Source organism: Paenibacillus paridis (genome assembly GCF_006345825.1).
GTDB lineage: Bacteria > Bacillota > Bacilli > Paenibacillales > Paenibacillaceae > Pristimantibacillus > Pristimantibacillus paridis.
This window is the reverse complement of the sequence record NZ_VCIX01000092.1, coordinates 1984894-2005725: the sequence shown is the minus strand read 5'-3', so window position 1 is coordinate 2005725 and position 20832 is coordinate 1984894. Positions and strand designations below refer to the sequence as shown.

Below are 20832 nucleotides of genomic sequence, written 5' to 3'. Positions count from 1 at the left end.
CTTTCATGACGACGCAGCGGTGGGTATTCGTTATCGTAGCAAGCATAATCCTGCTTGCCACCGTTCTGTTCATTTATTTCCGTGATATCCAGCAGCCCCAATGGACAGCTAAGGATGAAGCAAGAAAACAAGCGGTGGAAGCAGCTGATCTTGTCCAGATCGAAAAGATTTATGAGCATATCTGGAATAAGAAAAGCTGGATCGTTCAAGGAAGCAATGAGCTGGACGAAGAGCTGTTTGTTTTTCTGGCAGAGGAGCAGCTGCCGGATGTAGTGAAAGCAGCGGACGGCGTTTCCGCTGAACAGATTAGTAGCGCATTCAAAACTAAAAAACCAGATGCGGCCGTACTACGAATCCAACCGGGTTTGCTGGACAATACGCGGATATGGGAAGTTTATTACAGCGAGAGCGACAATCCGAAGCATTATTATTATGATTTTTACAGATTTGTGGATGGAGCGTTTATCGATTCTTATAAATTACCTGCAAAGACGGAGCCGTGAGGCTCCGTTTCCTTATATTGATGGACGAATCTCACAAGCAATCATGATATACTTTCGTATAGCGGAGTTGATATACGGATTGATCATATAAATGCTGTGGGAGGGATTTTGATTATGCTAAAACCTCGCGTGATACCTATCATCGTTACAGCCGCCATTACAGCTGTTGTTTTGTTCGGCGGATGGGCGATATACAATCAAGTAGCCGTAGCGGCGCCACTAGAACAAGTCGTTAATGGCGTTTCAGGCGTTGCATCTTCAGATAAACCAGTGATGAACCGGAACCAAGTGGATATTCGGCTGTCATTGGCGCCGGATGCCAATCTCAAAGATGTGTATCAAAGCATTGCCAGCAACGGCAAAAAAGTATTTGGCGACCGAACACTCTCGCTAGCTTTCGATGGAGACTCAAGCAAGCAATTGGATCAGCTCTGGAATCAATCCTTGTTCGCGGTTGCCGAGGCGATGGAGAACAAAACGTACTCCAGCATTCCGGCCGCGATGAACGAAGCTGCCAAGTCGATGACAAACGTGAGCGTAACGACCGAAATGGATGACATCAATGTTTATGTTACGCTTAAAGATAAAGAAGCCGTAAAATACGTTGTTTTGCCACGCAACTCTGCCCAATTGGAGGCTTGGTAATATGCGTAAATATACAACAGAAATCATGATAGGTTTTATACCTGTTTTAATTATATTTTTTATTTATATCGGGCAAAATGTTGTGCCTATGCTGCTCATGGGCTTGTTAGGATTTGCAGTGGTCTATGCGGCACGAGGAAAAGGCAAATTGACTGCTCTATCGAGCCAGAAACGGCGTACAGAAGCGAAATCGGCACCACTCACCTTTGAACAAATCGGCGGGCAGGAGAGAGCTAAGCAGGAGCTGGTAGAAGCGCTGGATTTCTTGGTGCATCAAGAGCAAATTGCGAAACTTGGCATAAGACCGCTGAAAGGCATCTTGCTATCGGGACCTCCGGGAACCGGGAAGACGCTGCTTGCAAAAGCTGCTGCACAGTATACCGACTCGATATACCTTGCTGCTTCAGGCAGCGAGTTTGTTGAGATGTACGTTGGCGTTGGTGCCGGCCGGGTTCGTGATCTATTCAAAGAAGCGCGTACGAAAGCGAACAAGGCCAAAAAAAGCAGCGCCGTCATTTTCATTGACGAGATCGAAGTGATCGGCGGCAAACGCGATGGCGGTCAGCAGCGGGAATATGACCAGACGCTTAATCAGCTGTTAACCGAGATGGACGGCATCTATGCGAATGAATCGCCACGCATATTGCTGATTGCGGCAACTAACCGCAAAGAGATGCTGGACAGCGCCTTGCTGCGTCCCGGCCGATTTGACCGCCATATTGGGGTGGAGCTCCCCGATAAGAAAGGGCGATTGCATATTTTGAACATTCACGCTAACAATAAGCCTATCGAAGAAGGCGTGGATCTGGCTAGAATTGCAACGGAATCCTTTGGTTTCTCCGGCGCGCAGTTGGAGAGCGTCATGAATGAAGCTGCTATTTATGCCATGAGAGAAAAAAGCGACAAAATAGCAGAAGCGCATCTATCGATGGCCATTGACAAGGTGATGATGGGGGAGAAGACCGATAGGGAAGCGACCAAGGAAGAACGGGAACGCATCGCCCTCCATGAGCTTGGCCACGCGATCATGGCGGAGCTTGTTCGTCCCGGAAGCGTATCTCAGGTTGCCTTGTCACCTCGTGGTCAAGCGCTTGGCTACGTGCGTCATAATCCGCAGCAGGATCAATATCTTTATACGAAGCAATTTTTAAACGGGCAAATTATGATTGCGCTTGGCGGCGCTGCGGCAGAGGAGATATTTTATGGGGAGCGGAGCACCGGTTCCCGAGGTGACTTTGATCAATCGATGAATATTGTTAGAACGCTCGTAGAATCAGGATTAACGGAGCTTGGCATTATTGATGCCTCGATGATGACAAGAGAAGCATGGGCGGCTGTCAACCGCAGCATCTTGGATGAGCTGATGCTTGAGACCAAATCGATGCTCGAATCCAAACGAGAGGTATTCACGCAGTCCTTAAATACGCTGCTGGCTGAGGAAACATTGAGCGGAAACGAGTTTCGGACGCTTCTTGGCAAGCACAAAGCCGCATGAAGCGTTTACAATATTACAATTTGAAGGCGGACGGCCTGTCCGCCTTCTATTTTTGATGAAAACCGTTATAATAAGAATGAACGATATTTGCAGAGAATGCTTCTCAATCCGTTATAAGCAGCATACTCGCCATATTAAAGGAGCTAATACATTGCATATCAAAACGGTAGCCGTAATAGGAGTAGGAACAATGGGGCAGGGAATTGCAGAAATGCTTGCCTCGAAAGGATTGGACGTTATTATTATCGAGCGCTCGGACGAGCGTCTTGCCTATGGCATACAAATGATTGAACTTAGTCTCGATAAGCAAATTGAAAAGTGGGCACTTACGAAATCCGAGAAGAAGCTCATTATGAATAGAATTGAGTCAAGCCTTAACTATGATAAATTATCCGATTGCGAGCTCGTTATTGAAACGATCACCGAGGATCTTGAGCTTAAAAAAGCGATTTTCGAGGATATAGATCGCCTATGCGGGCCGGAAGTCATTCTGGCAAGCAATACATCCACGCTCAGTTTAACCGAGCTGGCAAGCGTTACAAAATATCCGGACCGTGTAATCGGCACGCATTTTATCTACCCGGTTTCCAAAATCGATGTTGTCGAGATCGTCCGCGGCTTGAAAACGTCCGAAGAAACATTCGTCCGCACGAAACATTTTGTGGAAGAGATTATTCATAAAAAAGGAGTCATGGTGTTTGAATCGCCAGGCTTTGTAACGACGAGGCTTATTTGTTTGTTCATCAATGAGGCTCTGCATGTTCTGGAAGAGGGCGTCGCGTCGGCTGAGGATATCGATAATGCAATGAGAATCGGTTATTCCTTCCAGCATGGGCCTTTTGAGATGTGCGACCGCTTCGGGCTTGATTCTGTTCTTGCCGCTCTTGACCGGATGTTCCGGGAGTACGGCGAGCTGAAATACCGTCCATCCATCGTTCTGAAAAAAATGGTGCGTGCCGGACATCTTGGCGCGAAGTCAGGCGTCGGCTTCTTCAAATACGATAAGGATGGGGATCGGATCTAATGAAAGTACTCGTAATTAATGCAGGCAGCTCTTCTTTGAAATATCAGCTCTATGACATGCGGGATGAATCGGTGCTGGCGAGCGGGCGCGTTGAGCGAATCGGAATGGATTCCTCCATCGTGACGCACGAACCGGTAGATAAACCAGAGGTTCGCAACGTTAGCGAGATATTGGATCATGTAACGGCAGTGAAGCGCGTCATTGATATGCTGACTCATCCGGAATTTGGTGCGATCAGCCATTTAAATGAGATTGAGGCAGTCGGACATCGTGTCGTACACGGCGGAGAAGTATTCAGCAGCTCCGTTCTTGTAACGCAAGAGGTTAAACTGGAAATTCGCCGCTTGTTCGATCTTGCACCGCTTCATAATCCAGCTCATATGATGGGGATTTCGGCCGTTGAAACGAATTTGCCAAATGTTCCGCAAGCGGTAGTGTTTGACACGGCGTTCCATCAATCGATGCCGAATACATCGTATTTGTATCCAATCCCAACGGTGTTATATCGCCGTCACAAAATTCGCAGATACGGCTTTCATGGCACGTCGCATTCCTATGTAAGTGCACAAGCAGCCCAATATTTGCAAAAACCGCTCGAATCGCTTAAAATGATCACCTGCCATATCGGCAATGGAGCAAGCTGTGCGGCGATTTTGAACGGCAAATCATTTGACACGAGCATGGGGATGACGCCGCTTGAGGGACTCATGATGGGGACGAGAAGCGGTGATATTGATCCAGCTATCGTGCCGTTTGTTATGAACAAAGAGGAATTGACATTGAATGAAGTTAATTCTATGCTTAACAAACATAGTGGCATGCTTGCCATTTCGGGCATCAGCAGTGACATGCGCGAAGTGACAGAAGCAATGCTCGAAGGCGACAAGAATGCAAAGCTTGCATTCGACATGTACGCTTACCGCGTGAAAAAATACATTGGCGCTTATGCGGCAGCTATGAATGGCGTGGATACAATCGTGTTTACCGCAGGTGTAGGCGAAAACTCTGTAGCGCTCCGCCAAGCGATATGCGAAGGCATCTCATTCCTTGGCATTGAGCTGGATGATGCAAGGAACGCAGAACGCCGCAAGGACGCAAGGGCGATTACAACGGATAGCTCACGCGTGAAAGTGCTTGTCGTTCCTACGAATGAAGAGCTCCTGATTGCCCGGGATACTTACAACCTGGTGAAGGAAGCCGAAGCACAAACGTCATAAAGTGGTTTAACCTTTTAGGAGGCAGTTGGTATTGAACAACGAAATATGGAAGGCGTATTCCCATGGTATGGCCGCTGCCTTGCAAGAGGGCGGCGTGTACGTGTCAGCCATGCTGCTTCGCACCTACCACCAGCTTGGTTTATCAGACACGGAAGCGATGCTTCTGCTGCAAATCATGGTGTACACGGAAGCGGATATGAACGATTTCCCAACGCCCGAGGAGCTGGCCGATCGGATGGGACAGACCGTTCGCGAAGTTGGCCAATCGCTCGGGCGGTTGATGAAGGAAGATTTCCTGACGATCGACGAGTATATAGATAATGCTACAGGAATGCAGTCTGAGCGTTACAACTGGACCGGATGGCTGCTCAAGGCAGCAGCATTAACCTCGGAGCAGAAGCGAGAGACGAGGAAGGCAGAGCGTCAACCGCTGAAGCCGCAGGCGGCGTCTCCTTCGGATCTATTCAGTGTTTTCGAGCAGGAGTTCGGACGATTGCTTTCGCCGATTGAATGTGAAACGATCTCCGGCTGGTTGGATCATGATCGCTATACGGATGAAATTATCCGATTTGCCCTTAAAGAAGCCGTATTTGCAGGTAAGCTAAGCCTGCGCTATATTGACCGAATTCTGATCGAGTGGAGCCGCAACCGAGTGACCAATGCGGAAGAAGCCCGTGCACACGCGCAGAAGTTTAGGGGAGGAAGAGGCTAAGCCATCGTGCTTAGCCTCTTTTTTCTGTTCACTTTCATAGGATTAGAAGTTTCTATTCGGAACATATTCTTTGAAACCGTACTCATTTCATATTATAATATGTATTGCAAATTCGAATCAGAGATGGACTTATCAATATAAAGTATGAATAGGAAAGATGGAGGTTCCAACGATATGAAACAGAACAAATATGACGATACCGACTTTTTCGAAAAATATAGCCAAATGGCCCGTTCGGTCGGAGGATTGAACGCCGCCGGGGAATGGGAGTCTTTACGGCCAATGCTTCCGGATTTGCATGGCAAACGTGTGCTTGATCTTGGCTGCGGGTTTGGCTGGCATTGCCGGTATGCCCGGGAGCAGCAAGCGCAATCCGTAGTTGGCGTAGACCTCTCGGAAAAAATGCTTGAACGCGCCCGTTCGATGACGGATGATCCCCATATTCAATATGTGCAGCTTGCAATCGAAGATATTGCATTTGCCTCCGAGCAATTTGATGTTGTTATTAGTTCACTTGCCCTGCACTATATTGAACGGTTCGACTTGATCTGCCAGAAGATTCACCATAGCTTAACCGTTGGTGGGAGTTTCGTGCTTTCAGTGGAGCATCCCGTGTTTACATCGGTTGCTGCGCAGGATTGGCACTACGGACAATTAGGCGAAAAGCTGCATTGGCCTGTAGATAACTATTATCTGGAAGGCTCACGCGTGGCCAGATTTTTGGAAAACGATGTGGTCAAATACCATCGCACCGTAGCCCATTATATGAATGTACTTATCGAAGCTGGCTTTAGCATCAAGAAGCTTTCCGAGCCTAAGCCAACGCAAGAAATGCTGGCGAACAGCCCGGTCATGCGGGATGAACTCCGCAGACCAATGTTTCTGATGATTGCAGCGAAAAAAACGGGATAGGGAAGCAAACTGGTAAAGTTTAATTAAAGCCATTTCATCCAATCGCTGTCTTATTTTGAAATGATACAATGGTGTGATTGAACCCAATTACAGCTTCAAGTATAGAAAGAAGGAATTCAAACGATGAGCATTCATGTAGAGTCGTTTCATAACAAAAGCGAGAGCCTGAAGGCGGATTGTGAAAATTGTTTTGGTCTTTGCTGCGCGGCTTTGCCTTTTGCAGCTTCTGCCGATTTTGCGATCAACAAAGACGCTGGTCAGCCTTGCAGCAATTTGCAAGCAAACTTTCGTTGCGGAGTTCATATGAACCTCAGGCAACTAGGTTTCAAAGGCTGTACTGTCTATGACTGCTTCGGCGCTGGACAGAAGGTATCTCAGTTTACCTATAAGGGACAAGACTGGAGAAGAGTTCCGGAATCTGCGGCTCCCATGTTTGAAGTGTTCCGGATCATGAAGCAGCTTCAAGAGCTGCTATGGTACTTAAGCGAAGCACTAGCGATGCCGGAAACACAATCCATCCATAGCGAACTTCAGCTTGCGCTGGAAGAGACAGAACATTTGACTAATTTGGATCCTGAATCATTCATGAAAGTAGACATTGTCAAACATAGGGCAGATGTGAATGTGCTGCTGCTTCAAACCAGCGAGTTTGTTCGAACAGAGGCACAGCGCAAACAGAAACCAAGCAAAGGAAAAGGCCGCCAGAGGAGCTTTGGTCGAGGAGCTGACCTCATTGGTGCGAAGTTAAAGGGTTCCGATCTTAGAAGCTCGAACTTGAGAGGGGCTTATTTAATTGCGGCTGATCTTAGAGGAGCCGATCTGAGAGCAGCCGATCTCATTGGCGCTGATTTTCGGGACGCCGATCTTAGTGGAGCTGACCTGTCAGAAAGTATTTTTCTTACACAAGCCCAGTTGAATTCCGCCAAGGGAGACGACCAAACGAAGCTGCCGACGTATCTTGCCAGGCCTACGCATTGGGCTACTGAAGACAGCCGTCAATAAATTTGACTGAGGAATAAGGCGAAAGAAAGAACCCGATACTGTTAGGCATCGGGTTTTACAGTGCCGCTTGCGTTGCCGAAGCCCTCAACCGAGCGCCATGCATCGGCTTCGTCAAAATGTCCGGCATTCTCCTGTCGGTTTCTGCCAGCTCCGGCAGGAGGCGGCGTCATCACCTGTTCCTCTATAGGCCTGTCATCTGTCAACGGAGAATCATTGGCATGCTCTATGCAGCATGTTGCCGTTGGAAGTGCCTGGAGACGCTCAAATGGAATTTCTTCTCCACAATTTGCGCACTTGCCATAAGCATCGGTTTGTATACGATCAAGGGCATCGTTTACTTCATCAAGCCTCTCGCCAAGCGTCTCATCAATGACCATGTCCCGGCTTTTCTCAAAGGTCTCGGTGCCGAGATCAGCTGGATGATTATCATAAGCGGACAACTCGCTGGTCGCATTTTTGAGAGAATCCACAAGCCCCTCATTCGAATCTTGACTTTGTTCAAAATGTAAGGTGAGTTCCTTCTTCTCCTCATTCAACAGTTCTTTCAGTTCCTTTAGATTGGATTTCGACAATGTTGGCATTTTGAGTTCCCTCCTGTCAAACGTTTCTCCTTCTTACCACATAGGCAGGAATTTGACGCAGCAGGCTAAGGTTGACTCAATTCTGCTAACGAATATTAGGGTTTACAAGCATACAGAAGCCCGATAGGGATACCTAATGGGTCCGATACGGTAGAATAGCCTTTTACTGTTAGCCATTCAGTCAATTCGAAAGCAGAGGAAGGGCACCAATTCATCTGCTGTTCCACGTAGTGATCTGCTTCTAGTTCCTCTTCAAAAGGGTTCATTAGCCCAGAAATGACAATACGTCCACCGCTCAGCAATACCCGGTCCATTTCAGCCAGTGCGAGCAGCTGCTGGGAAGCAGTCAAATGATGCATGGCAAAGGTGCAAACGATAAAAGAATAACTTTGAGCGGCCAGAGGGAGCGAAAGCAGGTTGCCTTGCTTGGCATCGATATCCGGCAGCCTGTCCCTGATTAAGGACAGCATTTCGGCGGATTGTTCAACGACCGTCAGCTTTGCGCCTGCATTCGTGACCAGCTCCGATAAATTCCCGCTGCCTGCGCCAAGCTCCAAGCCAATTTCATCATGAAGCGGGTCCAGCCATTCCATCGTTTTGTGAAGCGTTAAATGATAGTGTTCTTCGGATATGATTCCATCCAGCGTAATAAGCGGAGCTTGGTAACCGTGCTGCAGCGCGATATCGTCGTAGTTCCATAGATCGCTCCATGAAGCCCGCAGCAATCGGTTTTTCTTCATCTCCTCAGCGGCACTCTCCAATTGGTGCAGGTTGATGTTGCCGTTTTTTTGCCATACGGAGATGGTTTCATCCAAGGCTTGCAGCGCTTTTGTCGCCGTAATCCAAGATTCATATAAGTGCGTGCGTGCCGCTTCCACTTTACGAAGGAACGCATCCGGTAGATGGACAGCGGATAAAGCATCCTGAATGGACGAAAGGGGAAGTCCAAGCTCTCTAAGCGAAATGATCCAGCGTAACTGAATAAGATCAGCGTCTGAATAGTCGCGATATCGGTTTTCGAGCGCCTTGTAAGGAGTAATCAATCCTTTCTCCTCATAAAAACGCAGCGTGCGAGGGGTAACCCCAAGCGCTTTTGCTGCCTCATGAACCTTCATCGTCTTCACCTCCTCCAATCATTATGAACATTGCCGTAGCGTTAATGTCAATCCGTACACTGCTCAGCTTAACCGTAGTTAATTTCGCAAACGGTGCTTGCTGAGATCGATTGGTTTAATTTTGTCCAGTTAACAGTAAGGTATATTCCGCGATTCTTGATGGTGTCGTAGCCCAATCCAGCTGATGTGAAAGCATAATGGGCTGCTGGAGTATAAAAAAAGGCGACCGTACAGCAATGCTGCAGGTCGCCTTTTCTTATGGTTTAACTCAATCCTTAGCGATTTCCGCGTTGAAGCAATTCTAGACGGTATACGTATTCGAATATAAATTCAAAGGCTTCCAAATGGCGCTTCGCTTCAAATGCGTTTGCTCCCCAAGCATAGATTCCGTGCTTGCGCAGCAGAATTCCCGGGATGTTTTGCACAATGCGCTCGGTTACTTCGGGAACAATAGAAGGGATGTGCGCGAAATTAGAAACGATCGGAATTTCGATATGCGCTTCCTCATCCCAAATATTGAACCCTTTGATCAGCTCAACGCCGTCGACCGGGACGGATTTGCGGTCCCAGAAATATTCCGAAATGACGCTGTTGTAGACTGAATGGATGTGGAAAATGGCACCGGCGCCAGTAAGCTTATAGATTTCGCAATGAATAAGGGTTTCGGCGGATGGTTTGAGACGAGTGGTTTCACAAGGTTTGCCATCCTGATCCACAAATAAATAATCCTCTGGCGTATGAATGGTTTTGTCCTTGCCGCTTGCGGTGACAGCAAATTGGAAATCATCCGCTCTGAAGTCACCTACGCGAACGGATAGATTTCCGCTCGTGCCTGGGAACCATCCGCGGGAGGCAAACAGTTCTTTCACTTCGCGCAGCTCGGAGAGAGCGCGCTGTTTATCTTCTAATGCAATTTGTTGAAAGCTCATTATACTGACTTCCTTTCTGTATTCATGCTTTGGATAATTTCATGGAAGGTTTCATATTCGTAATGGGGCAACCCTAGCTCCTTGCACTTCACTGTCAAATGAGAGCGCGAGTAGACCACATCAGCAAGCTTTGCCCCTTCGAAATCGGTCACGCTGTCCCCGATAATAATACGCTCGTATTGGTCCGCAGGAAAGCGGCGCATAATCGTTGTTTTGCACATGCCGCAATCGTTGCTGCATTGCTCATCGCAAGGATTCGGCCACAAGATTTCAATGCGTTCACCGCTGAAATCGCTGCTGTTGCAGTAGATATGGTCTTTCGGAATGTTAAAAGCTTCAAGAATCGGATATACGAAAAAGTCGATTCCACCGCTCGTCACATAAAAGTCAATCTGCTGCTCTTTACAGTAAGCAAGAAATTCGGCAAACCCGTCGCGGATGCGAGCATTCGAAATGCTGAACGCGATAACTTCCTTTTGCATGGATGATGGTAGCAGGCGAAATAATTGTCCTACGCCATCCTTGATGGTAAGCTCCTGAGCGATGGTTTGCTCGGCAATTTTCTCCCAGCCATCCGGATTAAAGTGCTTGATAATTGCAATAATGTTGTCATTAACGGTAATTGTTCCATCAAAATCACAAAACACGATGCGTTTCTTAGCTGTCTGGTTATCAGTCATTATTCTTTTATCCCCCATGCTTGAATGGCTGCATGCAGCGCCTCGTTGCCTGCTTGATCAGCTGCATTTCGGAGCGGTACTCCATTTAAGGTAGCTGTAATGGCTTGGCGGAAAGCTTGTCCGCCTGCTGCGGTTCCCATCGGATGGCCATGGATACCGCCGCCAGCATTAACGACAACGTCAGTACCGAAATCTTTTAAGATTAGCGGCACAAGACCGGGATGTATGCCTGCGGACGGTACAGGAAAGCTGGATCTGAGACCGTGCAGCGGCTCGAGCAGCGCATCCTTAACCGCGAGGTTTTCCTCTTTAGGCATGACGACCGAGCCATACGGCGACGGGAACAGAACGAGATCGGCTCCGGCTAGCCGCATAAGCTTGCCAAGCAGAAGGGAGGCGCTGATTCCGTAATGGGGGGAGGGATACATCGCCCCAGCCATCGCAGGATGGGCAGCGATCGGTACGTTAATTGTTTTGTCGCTGCTAAGCTCGTGAAGCACATCAAAGCCATAGGCTAGCACGTTGAAGAGCAGCGCGTTAGCGCCGGCATCAATGGCTTTGCGCGCATTCGTGGCAAGCTGTGAGGTAGGTCCTGTCAGATTCACCGCATACAGCAGCTTTTGGCCGGTTTCAATTTCCGCCCGCTTTGCTGCCGACATGCAAGCTTCTACACGTTTCTCAAGCGGCGTAAGCGGATTTTCAAACAGAATTTCATCGTCCTTAATCAGATCTACCCCGCCAAGCGCTTGTTTATAAAATTGGTCTTGCAAATTGGCTAAATCATAGCCAACCACGGATTTGAAAATGCTCATGAGCAATGGGCGGTCTTGAACGCCAAGAAGGTCACGAACGCCCTGAAGCCCGAATTTCGGGCCAGGGAAAGCGGAAGCAAATTCTTTAGATACATCTAGATCAAGGAGCTTGATCTTGCCATCCATTGAGAGCTTCCCAAACACAGTAACGAGTAGGGCAGGCAGGTCGCGGCTGAAGTTAATGTCCGGATAAGCAATGCGTATGTCAGCGAATCGCTCGCCCGGAGCTGCATCCACGGGCTCGTGCACATGCACGGACAATACTTTTCCAAGATGCTTCTCCATCTCCGCTTTTTGCGCTTCGGGGAGTTCCGTCCAACTGCCGACCGTCAAGCCGACAGCAATGGACAATGCTTTTTTGTTAAAATCTGCTTTGTCGTCATACGAACGATATGTTGCGATACATACAGCATTCATTCTGTGATGCTCCTTTCGATAGCAGCGCCCAGCTCTCCCGCGCGTTCCGCGGAGCGATGCACAGCTTTACTGATTGTTTCCGTGAAGCGATTCTCATCCATCAGTTCAATGGCAGCCTGTGTAGTCCCGTTCGGAGAGGTAACCTTGCGGCGAAGCTCAGCGGGTTCCTCACCCGTATTGCGTACCATTTCCGCTGCTCCGAGCACCGTCTGGACAACTAGCTCCTTGGCGGCCGTTTGCGTTAAGCCGAGCTCGACTGCGGATGCAATCATGGATTCCATAAAATAATAAACGTAAGCAGGGCCGCTGCCCGATACTCCCGTGATGGCTTGCTGCAGCGATTCGTCAACAATGGCGTTGATTCCGACAGAGCTGAAGATGGCTTCCGTTAATGTTCGCTGCTGAGGCGTGACTGAAGGAGAATAGCTAATTCCGGTCGCACCAAGGCCAATTGTACTGGAAGTGTTCGGCATAGCACGAACGACGGATGCTTCACCGCCCAGCAATTTTTCGATTGCGCTGATGGAAAGCCCGGCGATAACCGAGATAAAGAGCTGCTTGGGTGAAACGAGCGGCTTAATCGCAGCAATCGCTTCAGCGGCATCCTTTGGCTTCATCATCAGAAAGACGATATCCGCGCCGCGCAAGTAGTCTTCATTGCTTGAGCCTTGAACGATCGTTTGAACGCCGTAACGCTCATTAAGTTCGTTCAGCCGTTCTTTATTTTGACGATTCAACATGGAGATACGTTCCGGTGCAACCAGCTTCTCGTTGGTTAGGCCTCTGACGATGGCCTCGGCCATCGAACCGGCACCGTAGAAACATAGCTGTAAGCTGGAAACGCCGGTTTTTGTTAACAAGGACATTTGTTATATTCCTCCCTATGGATTAAGTTTTCAATATAAATGTAGGGGATGAATTATCCCCGGATTTGGCCGTTTCCATATACTTTGTATTTCGTCGAGGTCAGGGCTGGCAAGCCCATTGGACCGCGAGCATGCAGTTTTTGCGTACTGATGCCAATTTCAGCGCCAAATCCGAATTCAAAGCCATCCGTAAAGCGGGTAGACGCATTATGATAAACGGCAGCAGCATCGATATCTTGAATAAAACGTTCGGCATTCGACGCGTTTTCGGTGACGATGCATTCGGAATGCTTCGTACCGAAGCGGCGAATGTGCGCCAAAGCGGTGTCGAGATTCGGCACGATACGAATATTCATGATGTAGTCATTATATTCGGTTGCATAGTCCTCGTCAGTGACAAGCTTTGTTCCAGGCAGCAACGCTGCTGTTTTCTCGCAACCGCGCAGCTCAACATCGGCTTTCTGGAAGCGCTCGGCAAGCTCAGAAAGGTGCCGATCCGCGAAGGCTTCATGAACAATCAAGGTCTCCATGGAATTGCAAACGGAAGGACGCTGTACCTTAGCATTAAAAGCAATATCCGCAGCCATCGTAAAATCTGCGCTTTCGTCAATGTAGGTATGACAAATACCAGCTCCCGTTTCAATAACAGGCACGGTAGCATTTTCTACCACATTACGAATTAATGAAGCTCCGCCGCGCGGTATGACCACATCGAGCAGTCCGTTTAATTTAAGCATTTCATTAACCGATGCGCGGTCAGAATCCTCAATGAGTTGAATCGCGTCTGCCGGCATTTCCGTATTCGAAAGAGCTTGTTTCAACACTTCTACAATTTTGCGGTTCGATTCAATCGCCGCGGAACCACCGCGCAGTACGACGCTATTGCCGGTTTTGAGGCAAAGCCCAGCGGCATCTACGGTTACGTTCGGACGCGCTTCATAGATCATGCCGATAACGCCGAGCGGTACTCTGACTTTATTCACTTTAAGGCCATTCGGGCGGTCAAAATGCTCAAGCAGCTCGCCAACTGGGTCCGGAAGCTCCACGATTTGGCGCAATCCTTCGGCAATAGCCGCAACACGGTCATAATTCAAAGCAAGGCGGTCGAGCAGGGAGGGACTTGTTCCTTGCTCGCGACCACGCTCCAAATCAAGCTTATTAGCCGCTATAATGGCAGTTTGCTCGGTTAGCAGGGCATCCGCCATTCGGCTAAGCGCCGTATTTTTCTGTTCTGTCGTCAACCGGTTCATAATTGCCGCTGCATCTTGTGCCAATGTTGCTTTTTGTCTTACTTCGCTTGTCATAGTATGAAGCCTCCTTATGGATTTTATAGCTAACTTATGATTTCAATGTGATCCATTCATCACGATGAATGACTTCAATGCGGGTAACATCCACTCTACGCTTCACTTCTTCGGTCGTCATCCCGGCTACTGCTTGAATCTGCCAAGCGGCGTAATTGACAACGCCTCGGCCAAGCGTCTCGCCTTGCCTATTTTTAACCTCAACGACGTCGGTGGGCAGGAAATCTCCTTGAATTTCGGTTACTCCAGCCGGCAGTAGGCTTTTACCGCCTTCAAGCAAAGCGAGTACGGCGCCGTCGTCGACGGTGATGCAGCCCTGCGGCATGGAATGGAAGCCAAGCCATTGTTTCTTCATCGGTAGGCTATTTAGCTTCGTGTCAAAGTAGGTGCCGCGGCCTATGCCATCAACTGCGAGCATGAGATCGCCTTCCTGCTGAACTTTGCCGATGAAGGCATGCACGCCGCCACGCATCGCAATGCGCGCTGCCTCGATTTTGGAACGCATGCCGCCCGTACCTACGGAGGAGCCCGCGCCGCCAGCCACTTTCATAATATCCTCGGAAATTTGATCCACGCGCTCAATTTTGACGGCTTGCGGATTTTTACGCGGGTCTTCGGTATACAAACCGTCCATGTCCGTAATGATCACTAACTTGGCAGCCTTTGTCATCGTTGCTACTAGCGCAGATAAGCTATCATTATCTCCGAATTTCGGTACGAGCTCATCGGTAGCTACCGTATCGTTTTCATTGATGATCGGGATGATCCCAAGCCGGAGCAGCTCTTCAATCGTCATCAATGCGTTTTGGATACGGCGTCGGTTTGAGAAGTCCGCGCGCGTGAGCAAAATTTGAGCAGCGACGATACCGTATTTGCTGAAAGCTTCTTGATACGCTTGCATGAGCAGAGCCTGGCCTACGGCTGCGGCTGCCTGTTTCTCATGTACGATCTTTGGTTTGGCTGTATACCCGATTTGACGAAAACCGGCTGCAACTGCTCCGGAGGTAACGAGCATTACGCCATTGCCGCCTTGATGAAGGGAGGCAAGCTCAGAAACAAAATAATGAATGCGCTCGCGGTTAAGGCCGCCTTCCTCGGAAGTGAGGGAGCTGCTGCCAATTTTTACGACTATACGTTCCGTCATGATTAATCCCATCCTATGCTTGTTTCGTGACAACAAAAAAGACTTCCGTCCATAAAGGACGAAAGTCTTCACTTCCGCGGTACCACCTTTGTTGATGATCAATACAAATAGATCATCCAGCTTAAGCCTATAACAGAAGGCGCTGTCCGGTTCATCACCGGCCGCTCGGAGGTAGGTTCAGCAAGCGGCCTTCGGTAAATTCTCGCAGCCCATGGAATTTACTCTCTGATCGCGACCTTGCATGCTTAATAGTCCCGTCATCACGTTTCATGTTCAATTCCTACAAGCATATCACGATCCTATGCTGCTGTAAAGGAATGCAAGCGCAAGGCAGTTCTCAAAAAAGATTAAGCTTGCCGATCCGTTCCACTGCTTCCTCAAGTCGTGCCTCATCCGTTAACAGTCCAAGGCGTACATAGCCCTCGCCATGTGTTCCGAAGCCCACGCCAGGCGCTACGACTACGTCTGCTTCGTATAGGAGTAGATCGGCAAACGATTCCGAGGTATAGCCTGGCGCCACAGGCAGCCAGCAGAAAAAGGATCCGCCTGGGCGGTCAGCTTTCCAGCCAATGCGGTCAAGCGCGGCAAACAAAGCGTTCCTGCGGCTTTCATAACGTGCTTTCAGATCAGCTACACAATCCTGAGAACCCGTTAAGGCGAGGGCAGCTGCTTCTTGAATTCCGCCGAACAAGCTGCAGTAATAATGGTCTTGCATCAGGTTAATCAGCTTAATGATTTGTGCATTGCCGATTGCAAAGCCTACGCGCCAACCAGCCATATTATAGGTCTTGGACAACGTGTAGAACTCAACGCCAACTTCCTTAGCGCCTGGGGTTTGCAGGAAGCTAATCGGCTTGCTGCCGTCAAAGCCGATTGCGCCATAAGCAAAATCGCTTGCCACAACGATGCCATGCTCTCTGGCATAAGCGACCGTATTAGCATAAAACTCAGCATTTGCTACAGCGCCGGTAGGGTTGTTCGGATAGTTCATGAACATCAGCTTGGCGCGATCAGCGATTTCAGGCGGAATCGCTCCATAATCGGGCAAATAGTTATTTTTTTCAATTAGCGGCATGAATGACATCTCAGCACCGGCAAGCGCAACACCTGACCAATAATCAGGATAGCCCGGATCAGGAACGAGACATACGTCGCCGGGATTCAGCAAGCATTGGCTGATTTCAACAAGACCGGTTTTTCCGCCAAAGAGAATGGCAACTTCGGTAGCTGGATCAACATCAACGTCATAATCTTCCTTATACCGCTTAGCAACAGCTTCCTTGAGAAAAGGGTAGCCGCTAAAAGGCGGATATTTGTGGTACAACGGGTTAGCTGCAGCTTCCTGCAGCTTTGCAACAATATGGGGAGGGGTCGGCTGGTCCGGATTGCCTTGTCCCAAATTGATTACATCGCGTCCTTTGGCCACTTGAGCGTTAGCTTTAGCGACCAGCTTGGCAAAAAATTGCGTCGGAAGTCCGTTCATCCGATCCGCGGGCTGAATAAGGTGTTGACCGATTTGTGTTTCCATTCCCTCACACTCCACATGAAAAATCGCTATCTATTATTAGGCAATAGCTTAAATGTAGCACGAATGTGGGGAGATGAGAAGCTAAGCCTAAGATGCGGGAATGCCTACCTTCTGAATAAACGGTTTAATATCAGCTTTGAACAGGAACAAAAACGGCCTGCGCTTCTCGTCAAAGACAAGAAGGAGCGGTGGTTTGTCCTTGCAATAAAATAGAAACAAATCGTTGGAAACGACGGAAACGTCGTTTGCCTTAATCGTGACCGCCTTCTCTAAAGGAACACGGTACACATAACTGCAGCTTTCATCATTCGTTAATTGAGGGGCAAGTCCAGTGATCGAGCCAATCCACGAGGCAGCTAAAGCCTGATAGCTCGCATCATTCGGAATGGTTTTCACAACCTTGCCCGCAGCCACGTCAAATACTTGTACTGGCTTTAGACCAACCTCTGAGGTAGGTGAACCTTGGGCGGGCTGGGCAGAAGCCACTTGCGCCATTAACAGAAGCGAGCAGCATGCAAGCAGCATGGCGGCAATTTTTTTGGAAAGCATAACGGACATTCTCCTCATCTATTGTTTAGTGGTAAAGATCATAACCTTACGTTTCCCATCTTGACACAGAAGCATGAGAGGGTATCATTAGGAAAAAAAGCAATAACGGGAGGACTGTAAGATGAGCAACCCATTGCGGCTTGCATTGCTGCAAATGAATATAGAAGTGGGAAATCCAGAAGCCAATTTTAAGAAATTAGCCTGTATGCTTGAAGAAGCGGTTAATCAAACGGACAAACCGGATGTGATTATGTTTCCGGAGATGTGGAATACGGGATATGCATTGACCGAAATTCAAAGCTTGGCCGATCATGAGGGAACGCGAACGAAAGCATTTTTAGCCGAGTTCAGCCAGAAACATCAGGTTCACATCATTGGAGGCTCCATTGCCGAGCGGAAGGAAGATAAGGTGCTGAATACGATCTACGCTTTCGACCGCGGCGGAAACGTAGTTGCGGATTATTCCAAAATTCATTTGTTTCGACTTATGGACGAGGAAAAGTTTTTGGTAGCCGGAGACAAGCTCGGCACACTGGAGATTGAAGGAGCAGGCGCCGGGATGATGATTTGCTACGACATCCGCTTCCCTGAGCTTGCGAGAAAGCTGGCGCTGGAAGGCGCCAAGCTTCTGTTCGTTCCTGCGGAATGGCCGCATCCGCGCTTGCACCACTGGCGCACGCTGCTTACCGCGCGCGCCATCGAAAACCAAATGTTCGTCATCGCTTGCAACCGGATGGGAACGAGTGGAGCTACTCAATTTTTTGGGCATTCCATTGTGCTTGATCCTTGGGGCGAAACGATTGCAGAAGCAGGCGAGGAAGAAACGATCTTATACGCGACGATCGATTTGTCGCTCGTCGACGAGGTAAGAACGAGAATCCCGGTATTTGAAGATCGAAGACCTTCTATATATGAAATCGATTAATGGTGGGTGACAAGCGTCTCCTTCAACGTTCGGATAAAAGCATCCGCTGCTTTGGAGAGATATCTGCCTTTCCTGCTTGCGACGACAAGCGTTCGGGTAGGACGTTGGTTTAAGGGCAGGTAGGCAGGAGCGAAGTCGGAGCCTTTCGTCCGCGTAAGCATTTGCGGGACGAAGGCAATGCCCATGCCGCCGGCTACGAGAGATTGAATCGTATCAATATTGCTGCTTTCAAAAACGATGCGCGGAGCAAAGCCGGATTGCTCGCAAAGGTCAACGGTAATTTGCCGAAAGCCTTGTCCGCGTTTGAGCCCGATAAACGGTTCATCTTGAAGCTCGGCAATATCGATCGGCGTATCTCGAAGGGCGAGCGGATGAAGCGGCGGAACCGCCAAGCAAATTTCTTCTTCCATAAACGGCTCCCATGCCAGGGAACTGTCGATGAGAGGAAGTGACAGCAAACTCAAATCCGTGCCGCCGCTTGCCGTAAGCTGCTCTAGCTTAGCGGTAGTATCTTCGACAAGAACCACTTCGATTTGTGGATAAAGTTCACCAAATACCGGCAGGACAAGCGGTAAAATATGCGATCCAGTAATAGGGAGTGTTCCGACGACAAGCCGGCCGCGACGCATCTGTGCCATATCATCCATTTCTTGCTTCAGCTGTTCTACGGCATCCAGGATGTCTTGCGATTTGCTTACGAACACCTGACCAGCCTGTGTGAGTTCAACAGAGTTTGTCGTTCTGCGAAATAATAGTACGCCAATTTCCTGCTCCAGCTTGGAGAGCTGCTGACTGAGAGATGGCTGGGCAATGTGCAGCTTCTCCGCAGCCCGCGAAAAGTTTTTTTCCAAAGCGATTTGAATCACATAGTTTAATTGTCTTAGTTCCATACCGTGAAACTCCTCTATATAAAATTATGGATTGAAAACATCCATTATAGTTATTACCTATAGTCGTTATAGATATTATATCTTGGATCAATGAAGAAAGAAATGATATAGTAGGTTCAGTTAAGAAAAGCAGAAGATTTAATGAAACGATGGGGTGAATATAATGACGAAAAAGACAATGTTTGAGAAGATCTGGGATAATCACGTCATTCATCAAGAAGAAGGCAAGCCAAGCGTTATTTATATCGACTTGCAGCTGGTGCATGAAGTTACATCGCCGCAAGCGTTCGAAGGATTGCGCCTATCAGGCCGTAAAGTACGCCGCCCTGACCTTACTTTCGCTACGATGGATCATAACGTTCCGACGAAAGATCGTTTTAATATTACGGATCCGATTTCTAAACAACAAATCGATACGCTTACTCAGAACTGTAAAGATTTTGGCGTAACGCTATTCGATCTTGACAGCATCGACCAAGGTGTCGTTCACGTTATGGGACCTGAGCTTGGCCTTACGCATCCGGGCAAAACGATCGTTTGCGGAGACAGCCACACGTCGACTCACGGCGCGTTTGGCGCTTTGGCGTTCGGTATTGGTACGAGCGAGGTTGAGCACGTTATGGCTACGCAATGCTTGCAGCAATCGAAAGCAAAAACGCTTGAAGTGCGCTTCAACGGCAAACGCAAGCCTGGCGTAACAGCAAAGGACTTGATCCTAGGCGTTATCGCTCAATACGGTACAGATTTCGCAACAGGTTATGTTATTGAGTTTACAGGCGAAGCTATCACAAGCTTGACTATGGAAGAGCGTATGACAGTCTGCAACATGTCTATTGAAGCAGGTGCTCGTGCGGGCCTAATCGCTCCAGACGAAACAACATTTGAATATTTGCGCGGTCGCCAGTATGCGCCAGCTAACTTCGATGAAGCGGTTGAAGCTTGGAAACAGCTGACAACAGATGAAGGCGCAGAGTATGACACTGTCGTACACTTCGACGTTGATGCATTGATTCCACAAGTGACTTGGGGGACTAGCCCAGGCATGGGAACAAACATTACGGCAAAGGTTCCTTTCCCTGCTGACCTTCCAACTGAGAACGAGCGCAAAGCTGCTGAAGCGGCGCTTGAGTATATGGATCTTAAACCAGGTACGCCTATGAACGAGATTCCAATCGATTATGTATTTATTGGCTCTTGCACGAATGGCCGTATCGAAGATTTGCGCGCTGCTGCTGAAATCGCTAGAGGCTACAAAGTTAGCGATCGCGTTACAGCTATCGTTGTGCCAGGCTCTGGCCGTGTGAAAATTCAAGCCGAGAAAGAGGGCTTGGACAAAATTTTCTCCGAAGCTGGTTTTGAATGGCGCGATGCAGGCTGCTCGATGTGCCTTGCGATGAACCCTGACGTATTGAAGCCGGGCGAGCGCTGCGCATCTACATCCAACCGTAACTTTGAAGGCCGTCAAGGCCGTGGCGGACGTACGCATTTGGTATCGCCTGCAATGGCTGTTGCTGCAGCGATTAAAGGTCACTTTACCGATGTTCGTGACTGGGAAATCAAATCCGAAGTGCTGAACTAATTG

General features: G+C 48.7%; 21 protein-coding genes. 10 read left to right on the top strand and 11 right to left on the bottom strand.

The annotated features are described in order from the left end of the window. Positions 1 to 5 precede the first annotated feature (5 nt). The 8 genes from FJQ58_RS30830 (at position 6) to FJQ58_RS30795 (ending at position 7510) form a co-directional block, all read left to right on the top strand. Positions 6 to 503, top strand: coding sequence for a hypothetical protein (locus FJQ58_RS30830; RefSeq protein ID WP_162341873.1), 498 nt, complete (start codon positions 6 to 8; stop codon positions 501 to 503). 114 nt (positions 504 to 617) lie between these two features. Continuing rightward, positions 618 to 1148 carry a hypothetical protein gene (locus FJQ58_RS30825; RefSeq protein ID WP_139999498.1) on the top strand — a complete coding sequence of 177 codons (531 nt, stop codon included), beginning with the start codon at positions 618 to 620 and terminating at the stop codon, positions 1146 to 1148. Between the two features lies 1 nt (position 1149). After that, on the top strand, positions 1150 to 2643 hold the full coding sequence (locus tag FJQ58_RS30820) for an AAA family ATPase (protein ID WP_139999496.1): 1494 nt from the start codon (positions 1150 to 1152) through the stop codon (positions 2641 to 2643). Positions 2644 to 2794: 151 nt separating this feature from the next. After that, positions 2795 to 3667: a 3-hydroxyacyl-CoA dehydrogenase family protein gene (locus tag FJQ58_RS30815; protein WP_139999494.1), complete on the top strand. Its 873-nt coding sequence runs from the start codon at positions 2795 to 2797 to the stop codon at positions 3665 to 3667. Continuing rightward, positions 3667 to 4884: an acetate kinase gene (locus FJQ58_RS30810; protein ID WP_139999491.1), complete on the top strand. Its 1218-nt coding sequence runs from the start codon at positions 3667 to 3669 to the stop codon at positions 4882 to 4884. The genes FJQ58_RS30815 and FJQ58_RS30810 overlap by 1 nt, the downstream gene beginning before the upstream one ends. Positions 4885 to 4915: 31 nt before the next feature. Further along, positions 4916 to 5596: a DnaD domain protein gene (locus tag FJQ58_RS30805; RefSeq protein WP_238404404.1), complete on the top strand. Its 681-nt coding sequence runs from the start codon at positions 4916 to 4918 to the stop codon at positions 5594 to 5596. Positions 5597 to 5770: 174 nt separating this feature from the next. Next, positions 5771 to 6508 (top strand): class I SAM-dependent methyltransferase, encoded by a 738-nt coding sequence (locus FJQ58_RS30800; RefSeq protein WP_139999489.1) that lies wholly within the window; start codon positions 5771 to 5773, stop codon positions 6506 to 6508. A gap of 123 nt (positions 6509 to 6631) precedes the next feature. Next, on the top strand, positions 6632 to 7510 hold the full coding sequence (locus FJQ58_RS30795; protein WP_139999487.1) for a pentapeptide repeat-containing protein: 879 nt from the start codon (positions 6632 to 6634) through the stop codon (positions 7508 to 7510). 41 nt (positions 7511 to 7551) lie between these two features. Here FJQ58_RS30795 and FJQ58_RS30790 read toward each other — a convergent pair whose 3' ends face one another. The 10 genes from FJQ58_RS30790 to FJQ58_RS30745 form a co-directional block, all read right to left on the bottom strand. Beyond that, the gene (locus tag FJQ58_RS30790) at positions 7552 to 8091 is read right to left on the bottom strand and encodes a TraR/DksA C4-type zinc finger protein (RefSeq protein WP_139999485.1); all 540 of its coding nucleotides are present in this window, start codon (positions 8089 to 8091) and stop codon (positions 7552 to 7554) included. A 95-nt stretch (positions 8092 to 8186) separates the two neighbouring features. After that, positions 8187 to 9206 (bottom strand): MerR family transcriptional regulator, encoded by a 1020-nt coding sequence (locus tag FJQ58_RS30785; RefSeq protein ID WP_139999483.1) that lies wholly within the window; start codon positions 9204 to 9206, stop codon positions 8187 to 8189. A 275-nt stretch (positions 9207 to 9481) separates the two neighbouring features. Further along, a complete protein-coding gene (gene mtnB / locus FJQ58_RS30780) occupies positions 9482 to 10135 on the bottom strand; it encodes a methylthioribulose 1-phosphate dehydratase (protein ID WP_139999481.1) in 654 nt (217 codons plus the stop codon). Further along, positions 10135 to 10815: a 2-hydroxy-3-keto-5-methylthiopentenyl-1-phosphate phosphatase gene (locus FJQ58_RS30775; RefSeq protein WP_139999479.1), complete on the bottom strand. Its 681-nt coding sequence runs from the start codon at positions 10813 to 10815 to the stop codon at positions 10135 to 10137. Before FJQ58_RS30775 ends, mtnB begins: the two co-directional genes overlap by 1 nt. Continuing rightward, on the bottom strand, positions 10815 to 12044 hold the full coding sequence (locus FJQ58_RS30770) for a 2,3-diketo-5-methylthiopentyl-1-phosphate enolase (protein WP_139999477.1): 1230 nt from the start codon (positions 12042 to 12044) through the stop codon (positions 10815 to 10817). Before FJQ58_RS30770 ends, FJQ58_RS30775 begins: the two co-directional genes overlap by 1 nt. Continuing rightward, on the bottom strand, positions 12041 to 12910 hold the full coding sequence (gene proC / locus FJQ58_RS30765; protein ID WP_139999475.1) for a pyrroline-5-carboxylate reductase: 870 nt from the start codon (positions 12908 to 12910) through the stop codon (positions 12041 to 12043). Before proC ends, FJQ58_RS30770 begins: the two co-directional genes overlap by 4 nt. Before the next feature lie 53 nt (positions 12911 to 12963). Continuing rightward, positions 12964 to 14214, bottom strand: coding sequence for a glutamate-5-semialdehyde dehydrogenase (locus tag FJQ58_RS30760; RefSeq protein WP_139999473.1), 1251 nt, complete (start codon positions 14212 to 14214; stop codon positions 12964 to 12966). A 34-nt stretch (positions 14215 to 14248) separates the two neighbouring features. Next, positions 14249 to 15358, bottom strand: coding sequence for a glutamate 5-kinase (gene proB, locus FJQ58_RS30755; protein ID WP_238404403.1), 1110 nt, complete (start codon positions 15356 to 15358; stop codon positions 14249 to 14251). A gap of 337 nt (positions 15359 to 15695) precedes the next feature. Next, complete coding sequence (locus FJQ58_RS30750) at positions 15696 to 16886, bottom strand: pyridoxal phosphate-dependent aminotransferase (protein WP_139999471.1); 1191 nt, start codon at positions 16884 to 16886, stop codon at positions 15696 to 15698. A gap of 87 nt (positions 16887 to 16973) precedes the next feature. Beyond that, complete coding sequence (locus FJQ58_RS30745; protein ID WP_139999469.1) at positions 16974 to 17435, bottom strand: hypothetical protein; 462 nt, start codon at positions 17433 to 17435, stop codon at positions 16974 to 16976. A 121-nt stretch (positions 17436 to 17556) separates the two neighbouring features. On the opposite strand from FJQ58_RS30745, the gene FJQ58_RS30740 reads away from it, so the two are divergent. Then, the gene (locus FJQ58_RS30740; protein WP_139999467.1) at positions 17557 to 18360 is read left to right on the top strand and encodes a carbon-nitrogen family hydrolase; all 804 of its coding nucleotides are present in this window, start codon (positions 17557 to 17559) and stop codon (positions 18358 to 18360) included. Here the strand turns inward: FJQ58_RS30740 and FJQ58_RS30735 are convergent. Then, on the bottom strand, positions 18357 to 19250 hold the full coding sequence (locus tag FJQ58_RS30735; protein WP_139999465.1) for a LysR family transcriptional regulator: 894 nt from the start codon (positions 19248 to 19250) through the stop codon (positions 18357 to 18359). The two genes, FJQ58_RS30740 and FJQ58_RS30735, sit on opposite strands and share 4 nt — an antisense overlap. A gap of 163 nt (positions 19251 to 19413) precedes the next feature. Here FJQ58_RS30735 and leuC point away from each other — a divergent pair, with 163 nt between their 5' ends. After that, positions 19414 to 20829, top strand: coding sequence for a 3-isopropylmalate dehydratase large subunit (gene leuC, locus FJQ58_RS30730; protein WP_139999463.1), 1416 nt, complete (start codon positions 19414 to 19416; stop codon positions 20827 to 20829). Positions 20830 to 20832: the final 3 nt, after the last annotated feature.

Excerpts from the sequence above, each read along its gene's own strand:
- FJQ58_RS30760 (WP_139999473.1), bottom strand. The coding sequence starts at position 14,214 with ATGACAAGCGAAGTAAGACAAAAAGCAACATTGGCACAAGATGCAGCG.
- FJQ58_RS30825 (WP_139999498.1), top strand. The coding sequence starts at position 618 with ATGCTAAAACCTCGCGTGATACCTATCATCGTTACAGCCGCCATTACA.
- FJQ58_RS30750 (WP_139999471.1), bottom strand. The coding sequence starts at position 16,886 with ATGGAAACACAAATCGGTCAACACCTTATTCAGCCCGCGGATCGGATG.
- FJQ58_RS30735 (WP_139999465.1), bottom strand. The coding sequence starts at position 19,250 with ATGGAACTAAGACAATTAAACTATGTGATTCAAATCGCTTTGGAAAAA.
- leuC (WP_139999463.1), top strand. The coding sequence starts at position 19,414 with ATGACGAAAAAGACAATGTTTGAGAAGATCTGGGATAATCACGTCATT.
- FJQ58_RS30790 (WP_139999485.1), bottom strand. The coding sequence starts at position 8,091 with ATGCCAACATTGTCGAAATCCAATCTAAAGGAACTGAAAGAACTGTTG.
- FJQ58_RS30810 (WP_139999491.1), top strand. The coding sequence starts at position 3,667 with ATGAAAGTACTCGTAATTAATGCAGGCAGCTCTTCTTTGAAATATCAG.
- FJQ58_RS30770 (WP_139999477.1), bottom strand. The coding sequence starts at position 12,044 with ATGAATGCTGTATGTATCGCAACATATCGTTCGTATGACGACAAAGCA.
- proC (WP_139999475.1), bottom strand. The coding sequence starts at position 12,910 with ATGTCCTTGTTAACAAAAACCGGCGTTTCCAGCTTACAGCTATGTTTC.
- FJQ58_RS30830 (WP_162341873.1), top strand. The coding sequence starts at position 6 with ATGACGACGCAGCGGTGGGTATTCGTTATCGTAGCAAGCATAATCCTG.
- FJQ58_RS30785 (WP_139999483.1), bottom strand. The coding sequence starts at position 9,206 with ATGAAGGTTCATGAGGCAGCAAAAGCGCTTGGGGTTACCCCTCGCACG.
- FJQ58_RS30795 (WP_139999487.1), top strand. The coding sequence starts at position 6,632 with ATGAGCATTCATGTAGAGTCGTTTCATAACAAAAGCGAGAGCCTGAAG.
- mtnB (WP_139999481.1), bottom strand. The coding sequence starts at position 10,135 with ATGAGCTTTCAACAAATTGCATTAGAAGATAAACAGCGCGCTCTCTCC.
- FJQ58_RS30745 (WP_139999469.1), bottom strand. The coding sequence starts at position 17,435 with ATGCTTTCCAAAAAAATTGCCGCCATGCTGCTTGCATGCTGCTCGCTT.
- FJQ58_RS30740 (WP_139999467.1), top strand. The coding sequence starts at position 17,557 with ATGAGCAACCCATTGCGGCTTGCATTGCTGCAAATGAATATAGAAGTG.
- FJQ58_RS30820 (WP_139999496.1), top strand. The coding sequence starts at position 1,150 with ATGCGTAAATATACAACAGAAATCATGATAGGTTTTATACCTGTTTTA.
- FJQ58_RS30775 (WP_139999479.1), bottom strand. The coding sequence starts at position 10,815 with ATGACTGATAACCAGACAGCTAAGAAACGCATCGTGTTTTGTGATTTT.
- proB (WP_238404403.1), bottom strand. The coding sequence starts at position 15,358 with ATGACGGAACGTATAGTCGTAAAAATTGGCAGCAGCTCCCTCACTTCC.
- FJQ58_RS30800 (WP_139999489.1), top strand. The coding sequence starts at position 5,771 with ATGAAACAGAACAAATATGACGATACCGACTTTTTCGAAAAATATAGC.